The following is a 12,087-nucleotide window of genomic DNA, read 5'->3' on the forward strand; positions in this document are numbered from 1 at the left end:
GGTTTCAGAGCGAGACGGGCTCAGGTTCTGATCCACGCGCGGCCCCAGGAATTGAGGGTGTGTTCTTCTTGCGGCCAAGTGCCAGGAGGGTCGCTCGCTTCGGTGATTTGCAGCTCCGCCGAGAACTCCAGCCGGTTGCGATCGGCATCCACCACCATGAAGAACAGGTTGTCGCCCGGCCCATGACGACCGGGGCCAAAGAAAATGCTGATGCGCTCCTTGGCAAAGCGATCACCCCAGTCTCGAATGTCATTCCATTCATTGGTTTCGTAACAGTGATGATCCCACTCGTTTTTCGAGCCGCGGAAGAACGCCAGCGAATGGTGCTCATCGTCCGAACGCAGGAAGCACACCATCAACAGGCCGCTCTGTTGGTCGACCACGCTGTCGGACACCGTGAAGCCAACGGTGTTGACGTAGAACTCAATTATCGCTTCCAGCTCGGTGGTCTGGAACACCACATGCTGCAGGCGGCCGGGCATGCCGGGTGGGGTGGCATGGGTGTGTGCCTGGGATACGCCAAAAATCGTCTGGCGACCTTGAGGATCGCGTATTGCAAAGGCGCCCGGGGCGAGCAGTGGCGAGCTGATGTCTTCGGTGGTGCAGTTGCGCTCGCGCAGGCGGCGGTACAGCATGGCGAGTTTCTCTGGGCATGCCAGGTCATACGCCGCCGCCAGCAGGCCGCTGTGCTCGGCCGGGGAGAGCAGCATGGCGCGATTAGGTCCCCTGAGTAGCCAGTGGCCGTCGGCTTGAGGCTGGCCCTGCATGTCCATCATGCGTTGATAGAAGTCGATCTGCCGTTGCGGGTCTTTGCTCGCCAGGTGCAAGTAGCACAGGCGAGCCGGGGTGGACGTTTGCAATGTGTTCATACGCACCTCTCGAGCGTAACGGGCGTTGTGATGGACGGTCGGGGCGTGCGATCGCCCGCGGGCACGGCACCCAGCAAGGACTGCAAGGCCTCGGCAGTGATTGTCTCGGTGGCACTGTGGAAAATCGCGGCGATGTAGCGATCAGGCCGCAGCAGGAAGAAGCTGGCGCTGGCGCCGAGCAATGCCTCGAGCGCCCCGGCGTGATCGTGCAATACCGTGCAGCCCGGCAGGGCAGGCGGCTTGCTGACGGAACCTGGCAGGATCAGAATCCGCTTCACCTCCAAGTGCGCCCAGAGCGGGTGTTGCAATTGATCCAGGCGTTCGCGATGAGGGTCTCCGTATTGGACCAGGGCGAAACCTGCACCGATGTAATCGTCGAGCAGACGTTCAGTGCCCTGGCTGTCGGTGAGGCTGGGCTGGGGGAACATCTGCCCGCTGCGCACGCCGCCCGCGGCACCGGCGGTGAGCACCAGGCCTTGGCGCAGCCGTGGTTTTGGCTTGAAGCGCATCTGCAGGAAGTAGTCACGCAGCGGCGGTACCCGCCCGATCAGCGAGAATGCACCACTGATCAATCGCGCCCGCAGCACGGTAGCGGGCGCCATCACCACCCCGAGGTTCAGCGCGAGCTTGATCAATGCCCACGCGTGATCGCGGCGCTCGCTTTCGTAGGTGAGTAAAACGGCCGGGGCCATTTTCCCGGTCAGTACGCCGATCAGTTTCCAGGCCAGGTTATGGGCATCGCGCACGCCGCTGTTCATGCCTTGTCCGGCATAGGGCGGCGTGAGGTGTGCCGCGTCACCGGCGAGCAACACACGGTTGACTTGCCAGCGTTCGGCGATGCGGGCGTGAAAGGTGTACACGGTTTTACGCACGATGGAGAGCGGTGCATCGCCCTTGAACGGGCGTAGCAAAGCTTGCAATCGCGCTTGGCTGAGCATCTGCGCGTCGCTTTCGCCGTCCTTGAGCATGAACTCGAAGCGCCGCGTGCGATGCGGGCCGGGGACCTCGACGATCGGGCGGCGCGCATCGCAGTACACGCGGGTTTGCCAGAACGGGTCATCGTCCTGATCGGTGTCCACCACCAGCCAGCGCGAGGCGAAGCTGGAGCCGACCATATTGATCCCAAGCTGTTTACGCACCGGGCTGCGCCCACCATCACAGGCGATCAGGTAGTCGGCCTGCACTTCCAGCAGTTCCTTGTTGGCGTCCACGACCAGCGCGCGCACGCCGTGCTCGTCCTGGGTGAACTCCAGCAGTTCGTGGCTGAAGCGTGCAGTCAGGCAAGCGAAACGCTGCAGGCCGGCCCTCAACGTGCTTTCGAACAGCGGTTGGCGGAACGCATTGCGCTTGGGAAAACCGTATAGCTTGCCGCTGGGTTCGACCTTGCCGAAGCACCGCCCGCCAGGGCGCGTAAAGTAATGCACGCCATAGCCGGCCACCACGTCCGCCAGCACCGCCTGGCTCAAGCCCATGGCCTGCATGGTGCGCAACGACTCATCATCGATCGAGACCGCGCGAGGCTCGGTGACGGTGCCCGGTTTGCTGTCGATAATCCAGGCATCCACGCCGGCCTGGCCCAGCAGGTTGGCCAGGGTCAGCCCGGTAGGGCCGGCACCGACGATCAGGACACGGGTATTGATACTGTTCAGGGTTGTCATTGTTGTTCCCCTACGACTGCATCAGTCCAATGGCTTGGAGGATGGGTTGGCGCTGTGGGTCAGCGCGAGCATGTGCCGCGAGAGCGTGTGGGCCAGCGCGACCATCTGCTCACCTTGTTCCTGCTCCAGCGCCTTGTGCCGCTCGGCTGCCGGGCGCACGCAACTGAGGCTGCCCACCACCTTGCCGTCGCCGTCGAATATCGGTGCGGCCAGGCCGTACACGCCGGGGTCGACTTCGCCTGCACTGGCCACATAGCCCTGGCGCCGCAAGCGTTGCAGCGAGCGGCGGAAGTCTTCCCAGGTGGTGCCCAGGTTGCTGGCGCGCACCTCGTCAGGGTGCTCGAGAAACAGCTGGCTGTGCTGGCGGGCGTTCATGTGCGCAAGGATGGCTTTTGAGGTCGCGCCCATGAACAACGGCCGTGGCGAACCACGGGAATAGCTGACGGTGCTGGCCAATTCACCGCACTGGTGAACACACACCACTTGGTCCTTGAACAACCGGCAGATCAGCCAGACTTGTTGCTCACTCCAGCCTGGCAGGTTGGCCTCCAGCTGCTGAGCGGCGCGTACCAGCGGGTCGCTGAGCCGCAGTTGACGGTCCCAGGTAATGATCCTGGCTCCCAGTGCATAGCGCCCGGCCTCGACCTGGAACAACAGATTGGTCTCGGCCAGTTCACGCACGTAGCGGTAGGCGGTGGAGCGGGTAAACCCCAGCGCGCTGACCATGTCGTCGACCGCCCAGATCGGCTGCGCCTCGGTAAACAGATCCAGCACGCGCAGCATGCGCTCCAGGCTGGAACCCTTGGTGTCGCGCTCTGGTGATTGGGATGATTCATCGATCAGGGTCATGGTTTATTGCTCGTCGACGATGGTGTTACGCAGGGTGCCGATGCGTGAGATCTCCACTTCCACCACATCACCGGGCTGCATCCACACCGGCGGCTCGCGGAAGGCTCCAACCCCGCCGGTGGTGCCGCTGACAATCACGTCACCGGGGGCGAGTTCGGTAAAGGTGGAGCAGTATTCGATCAGTGCGCCGACGTCGAAGATCATGTCGCGCGTGGACGTGTGCTGCATGACCTCGCCGTTGAGCCGGGTGGTCAATTCGAGGTTCTGCGGGTCGCTGATTTCGTCACGGGTGACCAGCCACGGGCCAAACCCGCCGGTGCTCGGGAAGTTCTTGCCGGGGACGAATTGAAGGGTGTGCTTTTGCCAATCGCGCACGCTGCCATCGTTGTAGCAGGCGTAGCCGGCGACGTAATCGAGGGCGTCGGCTTTGCGGATGTGGCGCGCGGTCTTGCCAATGATGATGGCGAGTTCGCCCTCGAAATCCAGCTTGTGCGAGACCGTCGGCCGCACGATGGGTTGCAGGTGAGCGGTCTGGCTGTCGGCAAATCGCGTGAAAATCATTGGGTAAACCGGCATGTCACGCCCGGTTTCGCGCACGTGGGTCGCGTAGTTGATGCCGATGCACAGCACCTTGCCGGGGTTTGGAATGACCGGCAGCAGCGTCACGCCGGCCAGTGCCCGGCGCGGCAGGCTCGACACCTGCTCATCGCTCACCGACCCCAGGCGGCCGAGGGCAAGCGCCTGCTTGAGATCCGCGCCGAGGGTATTTTTCATCGATTCCAGATCAGCCACCTGGTCGCCTTCGACGATGCCATAGGTGGGACGGCCTTCAACGGTGAAGCTTGCAAGTTTCATTCGATAGTCCTTGTTGGCGAGGGAAGCGTGGACAGAATTTCACTCTATTCGCGCTTAAAAATCCTGTAAAGCGGGATTTTTCTTAAATCCCAAATTGCAGGATAAATGTATATTTTTTGCCTTCGCGCAGCCGCGTGCCTGCCTTCGGGAGCAGGCCATTCGGTGTGCTGGCGGTCGGGTCTAGCCCAGGGTTATCCCTGTGCCCAGCAGCCGTGCAGGGACATGCGCATCCGTAACGGAACCTTGATCCGCGCAATGGGCCCGCTGGCCATGTCTCGCGAATCCAGGATCACCAGTTCGCTGCGCGCCTGGTCCAGCACATTCAGCAGTGCGACCACGTAACCGTCGGCCTCTTCGGCATCCGCGGAACGAGGGATGAATATGGGCTCCTGGAAGCAACTGTTGTCCCCTGGGAACCAGGCGTCGGTGCTGCCCGTCTTGAGGTTCAGATGGGCCAACTGGTTGAAAAACTGAAAGGGCATGGGTCCGTTTGCGGGGTTGTAGGGCAGTGTCGGATCAAAAGCGAGCACAAAGCCGTGTTCGTACGGGCGACCCAGATAGCGCTCATCGCAGCGGGGAAACTCGCACATGTAGTCGGTCAACGGTTGCGGCTCGACGTCATCCCGCGCGTCGTTCAGATCAAACGTCCAGCGCATCAGGCTCGAAGGCAGGTCCTCGGGGGCGGGCACTGCACCGCCCGCCTGGGGGAAGAAATAAAACACGTTGCCGCCAGTAACCGGCATGTCCACGTACACTTTGCCGTCTTGATCGAAGGCATTGAGGGTGTGGCCTTGAAAGCTGTCCTTGGGTCCTTTGAACCAGCGGATAGCCTGCGCGTTGCCATTGCGCGGCAGCACGGCAAACAACTGCGGCAGATCAGGTTGCCACTGAAAATGCGGCCCGCCGTTTTTCATGCGTTCTACATCGACGGTCAGCGGAATCAGTGGGAACACGACGTAGTGCTCGGTGACCGCAAAGTCATGCACCATCGCCGCATAAGGTGCCTGGAACCAGATCTCTTTGAGCAGATTGCCGTCGGGTGAGAGTTCGAAATACGCCATATCCGGCGTGCCGTCACCTTTGGCTTCATAACTGAAGGCCAGCAGGTTGCCGGTGACGGGGTCGATCTTGGGGTGGGCGGTAAAGGTCGCCGACTTGATTTGCCCGGCAAAATCCCATTCGCCCAGGGTTTCCAGGGTTTGCAGGTCCATGGCCCAGGGCAGGGCGTCCTCCTTGAGTGCGAGCAGCCTGCCGTTGTGAGGGATCACCGACGTATTGGCGGTGGTGTTGTTTTTGGCCGCCAGTGGGTCATTGGTGTACGCGTTTCGATAGACGCCATTGAGGGAGCGGCCTTCACGGCGCTGCGCGAGCAAGCGATCGGTCTGCACGTAGCGTCGCCGCAGGGACACCTTGCTGTCAGCAAAATAGAAACCGCTGACTATCCCGTCACCGTTGAAAAACATATCGCTGCCCAGCATGGGCGGGTATTGCGGGTCGGGGGCCACCTGATAGAAGACGCCTAGGATGGACGCGGGAAGGGTGCCTTCGACCTCAAGGTCCAGCACCTCGGCTTCGACACGACTGGGGCTATACAGCGCCCCGGAAAATTCAGGGGTTTGCGGGAATCGGGTACTCATGGCTACGACCTCATGTGCGCAGTATTTATTTATCGAGCAGGCCGGCGGGCAGCGCAGGCGCGTCGGGTGTTGAAGGGCCGGACGCGCGGCGAAAACGGGCAACCATCCAGCAGGATATGACCAGGGCGACGATATACGCCGAGGCCGCCAGCCAGCCGACCGCACGGAAGTGTCCGTCACCGACGACCAGGGCCGCGCCAAACGGGCCGAGGCCCTGGCCCACGAAGATCGCAGCATTGCCCAGGCCTGCGAGTCGGCCGCTTGCGTCCAACTCGGCCGCCATCGAGAGCAGGTAGGGAAGGCTGAAGAACCAGACCATATGGATCAGGCATGCCGTGGTGGCGAACGCCATGGGGCTGTCGCCGTAGACCATGATCAGCGTGGCCATCACCGCCGTGCCGAACCCCAGCAACTGCGGAAACAGCAGCCCCAGGCGTCGCCCGATAAGGCCCGCCAGCGCAGCACCGAGTGCCCCGGCAAGAATACTGCCACCCAGGATGGCGCCGATCTGCTGGGGCTCCAGGCCGATACTTTTGCCGATGCGTTCCTGATACACCCACAGCGCAGAATGGCCAAAAAACAACAGCGCAAACAGCCCGATCAACAAGAGTGACGTCAGGCCGAACGGCTGGGCCAGCCGCGCCGGCGCACCGTCGGCGGGGGTGTACTGCGCAGGCACGCGCCCGCAGCCGAGCAGGGCCAAGGCACTGGCGCCGGCCAGCAGGTAAAACGCGCCATTGACGCCAAAGGCCATGAGCACCGCTGGCATCGAGGTCACCAGCAACATGCCCCAGAACAGATTGCCGATATTGATCACCGCGAACGTCGCGTCCTTGGCTGTGCGCAGTGCCGCCGAGGCATACACTACCGCCATCACCGCGCCGCCGCTGGCGCCAGAGACGATGCGGCACAGCAGCAGCGATGTTTCGCTGTGGAACCGGGTACTCGCCAGATTGGCGCAGACCAGCACCAGCAAGGCGAGCTGCGCCACCCAGCGGCGATTGACGCGGGTCATCAACAGGGCAAACACCCCGCAGGTGAGCGCCATGGCAATCAGTTCGCCTGCGAAAATCCTACCGATGGCATTGAGCGGGATACCGAGCTGATCGATAAAAGCCCCGCCCAGAATTGGTTGAATCTGCAAGGTGCCAAGGGACGTGACCATCATCAGGCAAATAGCCGCCAGGGATGTTTTGCTGTCGATGCCAGCGGATGCATTCATGAATGCAGTACCTCTATAGGGTGAGCGAGCGCTTGTCGGTCAGAAGGTGTGGGCGTAACGAACCTGCACGGCATAGTCCTGCCGGGAGCGGTTCTCGACACCGGTTTCCTTGTAAGTGTTGAGCCAGAAGCCTTGGCCTTCACTGATTTTCCAGAACATGCCGGGGCCTATGCCCAGCACTTTTTCCCGCGAGTCGCTCAGCCGGTCGCCGTTGATCTGGTCGTCGGTGATCTGCCGGAAGTAATAGCCGTTGATCCCCACCGACACGTTGGGGATGACTTCATAGGACGCCGTGAAGTTGGCCCAGGCCGACTGCCCGGCGCGGCTGTCGCTCACCGGTTTGCCCTCGAAGGAATCCTGCGAACTGCTGGCCGGGTCGCGGTTCTTGAAGTTGTACAGGTAATGCAGGCGCCAACTGACTTCCCAGCGCGGTGCCGGCATCCAGGTTGCGGCCCAGTAGGGGTTCAGGGAGTAATAGTTCGACCCTGGGTTGAGGTCTTTGTGTTTGTCGTATTTACCGGTCGGCAGGATCGTGTCAAAGGCCACCCGCTGCACGAACACCGGGCGCCCGTGCGCATCGACGATAGGATCGAATTGGATCTGCGGCCCGACGGTGACATCGCCAAGCCCCGTGGCGTTGTCTTGCAGCGCCGGTCCATTACTGCCAAAGGTGGCATCCAGTGACACGACGGGTACCAGCAAGCTCCAGCCCAGGTGCGCGCCGCCGCCAATGGTGTCGGGCGAGTAGTAGCTGAGCTGGTTGATCAGCGTGATCACGTTGATTTTGGGATTGTCGAAGACGCCGTTGGCCTTGCCGCTGTTGGTCCTGAGACTGCTGGCGGTGCTGAACTTCAAGTAGGTGAGATGGGACAGGCCGGGCGGCCCGGCAAAACCATCGTAGAAACTGGTGCCGCCGAGGTTGATGCCACTGGGCTCGGTCACCGAGGGCGCTGGCGGCCCATCGGCGGCGAATACAATTGACGAGGCGAAGCTGAGCACCAGGCACGCTGGCAAGTATTTGAGTGGGCTCATTGACGTGGCTCTATTATTGGAATTGTGAGCAGAGGGAACTCCCTCGCACAATCACCCTAAGCCAAACCCCGTCGGCGTACTTGCGCGGTACCGCCAGAGTTGACTGATAGCGCCACGGGGCTCGTTTTAACGCCGGCGCTGTCAACCCTCGTAGCGAAACCCACCCGACAACTTGCCCTTCAAATACCCCACCAACGCACTCACCGACTTCGGCACATGGGGCGAATATGGCCGAATCAGGTAGATCTCATCGGCAAACGCGCCCTTGAGTGTCCAGCCCTTGAGCACCTGTACCAGCTTGCCGCTGGCCAGCGCAGCGTGGGCGCTGAAGTCCGGGAGCAGGGCGATGCCCAAGTGGTTGAGCGCCGAATCACGCAGGGCTTCGCTGTTGTTGGTGGCGAAGCTGCCGGCGATGGGCACGGTGAGGCGTTCGACCTTTTTGCTGCCACGCTCGAAGGTCCAGGCGGGCTGGTCGGTGCCGCGCGGGTAGAACAGGCAGTTGTGCGCCGACAGGTCGCCGGGTTCGCGGGGTTCGCCGTGGCGTTGCAGGTAATCGCGGCTGGCGACCAGCACCGAACCGGTGTCGCACAGCTTCCAGGCCACATGGGTTTCCGGCACCTGGAAGCCGTGGCGCACAGCGAGGTCGTAGCCTTCGGCCGCCAGCGAACTCAGGGCATCCGACACATCCAGCTGGATACGCACCTGCGGGTACTGCTGCAGGAACTCCGCCAAGTGCGGCACCAGCTGTTGCCGGGCAAATGCCACGGGGGCGGTCAAGCGCACCAGGCCACGAATCTCCCCGGCGGAATCGCGCACCGACGAGAAGCTGCGCGCGATTTGCTCATAGGCACCGCGCACTTCACGGGTCAGCGACAACCCGGCATCGGTCAAGCGCACGCTGCGCGTGGTGCGGGTCACCAGTCGTGTGCCGGTGGCTTTCTCGAGGTCGGAAATGCGCTGGCTGACTGCGGATTTACTCACCCCCAGGCGCGCGGCGGCGGCGGTGTAGGTGCCGTGTTCCTCCAGCACTGAGAGCCAGTGAATGTGGGTCCACAGCCCTTCGATCTCGGATTTTTCCATGGGTTTATTGTTCGCCTGTGAGGACAATCAGTTCTTGATTCTGCTCTGGTTTGGAACAAACCGAAAGCCTATCGTGTGTCCCAACGCAACCCACCTGGATCGACTGCCATGACTACAACCATCGAGCACTACATCAACGACCAGCGCGTCAGCCGCGATGATCGCTATCAGGACGTCTACAACCCGGCCACCGGCGAAATCACCGGCCGCGTTGCCCTGGCCAGCAGCCAGACCGTGTCCGAAGCCGTCGCCGCTGCACAGGCCGCTTTTGCCGGTTGGGCCGACACCCCGCCCATCCGCCGTGCCCGCGTGCTGTTCGAATACCTGCACCTGCTGCGTGAGCGCAAGGACGACCTGGCGCGCATCATCGTCGCCGAACACGGCAAGGTCTTCACCGACGCCCAGGGCGAAGTCGACCGTGGCATCGATATCCTCGAATTCGCCTGCGGCATCCCCAACCTGCTCAAGGGTGAACACTCCGACCAGGTTTCCCGTGGCATGGACAACTGGACGATGCGCCAGCCGCTGGGGGTCGTGGCCGGCGTCACGCCGTTCAACTTCCCGGTGATGGTGCCGATGTGGATGTACCCGATCGCCATTGCGGCGGGCAACACCTTCATCCTCAAGCCAAGCCCGACCGATCCAAGTGCTTCGCTGTTCATGGCCGAACTGCTGCGTGAAGCCGGCCTGCCCAAAGGCGTGTTCAACGTGGTGCAGGGCGACAAGGAATCGGTGGACGCGCTGATCGCGCATCCGGACGTCAAGGCTGTGAGCTTCGTAGGCTCCACGCCGATTGCCCAGTACATCTACGAAACTGGTGCGCGCAACGGCAAGCGTGTGCAAGGCTTGGGCGGCGCGAAGAACCATATGGTGGTGATGCCCGACGCGGATATCGAAAAAACCGTCGATGCCTTGATGGGCGCCGCCTACGGCAGTGCCGGCGAACGCTGCATGGCCATCTCCGTCGCGGTGCTGGTCGGCGATGTCGGTGACAAAGTCATCGCCGCCCTGACCGAACGCGCCAGGCACCTGCGCATCACCGACGGCCGCGACCTCAAGGCCGAGATGGGCCCGATTGTGTCCCGCGCCGCACTGGAGCGCATCAGCGGCTACATCGAACAAGGCGTGCAGGCCGGCGCGCAATTGCTGCTCGACGGGCGTGACTATGTACCCACCGAGGCTGGCCTGGAAAACGGTTTCTGGCTCGGCGCGACCCTGTTCGACCACGTGACCCAGGAGATGAGCATCTACCGCGAAGAAATTTTCGGCCCGGTACTGGCCTGCGTGCGCGTGAATGACTTCGCCGAGGCGGTGAAGCTGGTCAACGACCACGAATTCGGCAACGGCGTCAGCTGCTTTACCCGCGACGGCAACATTGCCCGCGAATTTGCCCGGCGTATCGAAGTAGGCATGGTCGGCATCAACGTGCCGATCCCGGTGCCGATGGCCTGGCACGGGTTTGGTGGCTGGAAGAAGAGCCTGTTCGGCGACATGCATGCCTACGGCACTGAGGGTGTGCGCTTCTACACCAAGCAGAAATCGATCATGCAGCGCTGGTCGGAGAGCATCGAGCAGGGCGCGGAGTTTGCGATGCCGGTGTCCAAATAACGCTTGGCACCGCAGGGCAAAGGTGGGAGGGGGCAGGCCCCCTCCCACTTTTGGTTGTTTTTCACTTGAGGGTTGACGGCCAGCCGAATGACGAATACTGTACATAAACACAGTGTTTAAGCGCTGATCAACCAGGATGGCAACATCAGCCACGCCAAACACTGTGTGCAAGTTAATGGATTAACTTAATGCGCAGGCTCGTTATACCGAGCCGTTTTTATTGATAGAGAGGGAACTCATGTCCTATCCAGAAAGCAAACTCACCGGCTTGACCGGTTTCGCCCTCGCGGCAAAAGTCACCGGTGGCTGGTCCGGCCCTGTGGTCAGCATTACTACCCTGGATCAACTCAAGGCCAATATCGGCGACACCACGCCTCGGGTATTGGTGATCAACAGTAATATCTCGGCGTCGAGCCTGACCAAAGTCAACTTGGGCGCCAACAAGACCCTGATCGGTTCGTTCCAGAACCGCACGTTGGAGAATATTCACCTGCGTGCAACCGCGCAGTCGCAGAACATTATTCTGCAGAATATTATCTTCAAGCATTCGGCGAGCATTAAGGCCAATGACGATATTCAGGTCTACTTGAACTACGGCAGCAAGTATTGGATTGACCATTGCTCGTTTGTCGGGCACAGCTGGTCCACCACTGACGGCAGTGAAGATAAACTGCTGTATATCGGTGAAAAAGCCGATTATGCCACCATCAGCAACTGCTTCTTTGGCAGCCACAAGTACGGGCTGATCTTCGGTCACCCGGCGGATGATAATAAGGCAGAGTTCAACGGTTATCCGCGCCTGACGCTGTGTCATAACCGCTTCGACAATATGGAAGTGCGCGCACCCGGCTTGATGCGGTACGGTTACTTCCATGTGTACAACAACTACATCAATAACTTCCACCTCGGTTTTACCCTGGCGCAGAACGCCAATATCCTGTCTGAAAGCAACTACTTTGGTGAAGGCAGCCAGAATAAAGGCATGTTGGATGACAAAGGCACCGGGACGTTCACTGATATAAACAGTGTGCCGCCGATCACCAACCAGAAGTCGCCCAAAGCACAATGGACGGCCAGTTCCAACTACGCCTATACCTTGAAGACGGCGGCGCAAGCCAAGGACTTCACCCAGAAGAATGCCGGCGCCCAGGCTGCGGCGCTGGTATTCGGTAGTTGAGTAGCTAACTTTTTACTGAGCTGTCATTTATTGCAAGTGCCACTGTATTTATATCAAGGATATAAATACAGTGATGGCCTTTGTAATCTAAATAATTCTT

The 12,087-nt window shown here is 61.0% G+C and carries 10 protein-coding genes; 2 read left to right on the forward strand and 8 right to left on the reverse strand.

Annotated elements, in window-relative coordinates; translation table 11 throughout:
• Positions 1-20: 20 nt before the first annotated feature.
• The 8 genes from NIBR502773_RS26710 to NIBR502773_RS26745 form a co-directional block, all read right to left on the reverse strand.
• Positions 21-869: a VOC family protein gene (locus NIBR502773_RS26710; protein WP_141157359.1), complete on the reverse strand. Its 849-nt coding sequence runs from the start codon at positions 867-869 to the stop codon at positions 21-23.
• Positions 866-2,527, reverse strand: a complete 1,662-nt coding sequence (locus NIBR502773_RS26715) for a bifunctional 3-(3-hydroxy-phenyl)propionate/3-hydroxycinnamic acid hydroxylase (protein ID WP_027603544.1) — start codon at positions 2,525-2,527, stop codon at positions 866-868. Before NIBR502773_RS26715 ends, NIBR502773_RS26710 begins: the two co-directional genes overlap by 4 nt.
• Positions 2,528-2,548: 21 nt before the next feature.
• Positions 2,549-3,376, reverse strand: a complete 828-nt coding sequence (locus NIBR502773_RS26720) for an IclR family transcriptional regulator (RefSeq protein WP_098479825.1) — start codon at positions 3,374-3,376, stop codon at positions 2,549-2,551.
• Positions 3,377-3,379: 3 nt separating this feature from the next.
• The gene (locus NIBR502773_RS26725; RefSeq protein ID WP_027603546.1) at positions 3,380-4,231 is read right to left on the reverse strand and encodes a fumarylacetoacetate hydrolase family protein; all 852 of its coding nucleotides are present in this window, start codon (positions 4,229-4,231) and stop codon (positions 3,380-3,382) included.
• Positions 4,232-4,422: 191 nt separating this feature from the next.
• Positions 4,423-5,868 (reverse strand): carotenoid oxygenase family protein, encoded by a 1,446-nt coding sequence (locus NIBR502773_RS26730; RefSeq protein WP_115489036.1) that lies wholly within the window; start codon positions 5,866-5,868, stop codon positions 4,423-4,425.
• A 25-nt stretch (positions 5,869-5,893) separates the two neighbouring features.
• Positions 5,894-7,090, reverse strand: a complete 1,197-nt coding sequence (locus NIBR502773_RS26735) for an MFS transporter (protein ID WP_027603548.1) — start codon at positions 7,088-7,090, stop codon at positions 5,894-5,896.
• A gap of 39 nt (positions 7,091-7,129) precedes the next feature.
• Positions 7,130-8,122: a transporter gene (locus tag NIBR502773_RS26740; RefSeq protein WP_141157360.1), complete on the reverse strand. Its 993-nt coding sequence runs from the start codon at positions 8,120-8,122 to the stop codon at positions 7,130-7,132.
• A 141-nt stretch (positions 8,123-8,263) separates the two neighbouring features.
• On the reverse strand, positions 8,264-9,202 hold the full coding sequence (locus tag NIBR502773_RS26745; RefSeq protein ID WP_027603550.1) for a LysR family transcriptional regulator: 939 nt from the start codon (positions 9,200-9,202) through the stop codon (positions 8,264-8,266).
• 108 nt (positions 9,203-9,310) lie between these two features.
• On the opposite strand from NIBR502773_RS26745, the gene NIBR502773_RS26750 reads away from it, so the two are divergent.
• Both NIBR502773_RS26750 and NIBR502773_RS26755 read left to right on the forward strand, forming a co-directional pair.
• Entirely contained in the window at positions 9,311-10,810 is a 1,500-nt protein-coding gene (locus NIBR502773_RS26750; protein ID WP_027603551.1) for a CoA-acylating methylmalonate-semialdehyde dehydrogenase, read from the forward strand.
• Between the two features lie 238 nt (positions 10,811-11,048).
• A complete protein-coding gene (locus tag NIBR502773_RS26755; RefSeq protein WP_065926251.1) occupies positions 11,049-11,987 on the forward strand; it encodes a pectate lyase in 939 nt (312 codons plus the stop codon).
• Positions 11,988-12,087: the final 100 nt, after the last annotated feature.

It is taken from the genome of Pseudomonas sp. NIBRBAC000502773 (assembly GCF_006517195.1).
GTDB classification, from domain to species: domain Bacteria; phylum Pseudomonadota; class Gammaproteobacteria; order Pseudomonadales; family Pseudomonadaceae; genus Aquipseudomonas; species Aquipseudomonas marginalis.

Coding starts and splice junctions, on each gene's coding strand:
- NIBR502773_RS26720 (WP_098479825.1), bottom strand. CDS start 3,376: ATGACCCTGATCGATGAATCATCCCAATCACCAGAGCGCGACACCAAG.
- NIBR502773_RS26710 (WP_141157359.1), bottom strand. CDS start 869: ATGAACACATTGCAAACGTCCACCCCGGCTCGCCTGTGCTACTTGCAC.
- NIBR502773_RS26740 (WP_141157360.1), bottom strand. CDS start 8,122: ATGAGCCCACTCAAATACTTGCCAGCGTGCCTGGTGCTCAGCTTCGCC.
- NIBR502773_RS26755 (WP_065926251.1), top strand. CDS start 11,049: ATGTCCTATCCAGAAAGCAAACTCACCGGCTTGACCGGTTTCGCCCTC.
- NIBR502773_RS26735 (WP_027603548.1), bottom strand. CDS start 7,090: ATGAATGCATCCGCTGGCATCGACAGCAAAACATCCCTGGCGGCTATT.
- NIBR502773_RS26745 (WP_027603550.1), bottom strand. CDS start 9,202: ATGGAAAAATCCGAGATCGAAGGGCTGTGGACCCACATTCACTGGCTC.
- NIBR502773_RS26715 (WP_027603544.1), bottom strand. CDS start 2,527: ATGACAACCCTGAACAGTATCAATACCCGTGTCCTGATCGTCGGTGCC.
- NIBR502773_RS26750 (WP_027603551.1), top strand. CDS start 9,311: ATGACTACAACCATCGAGCACTACATCAACGACCAGCGCGTCAGCCGC.
- NIBR502773_RS26730 (WP_115489036.1), bottom strand. CDS start 5,868: ATGAGTACCCGATTCCCGCAAACCCCTGAATTTTCCGGGGCGCTGTAT.
- NIBR502773_RS26725 (WP_027603546.1), bottom strand. CDS start 4,231: ATGAAACTTGCAAGCTTCACCGTTGAAGGCCGTCCCACCTATGGCATC.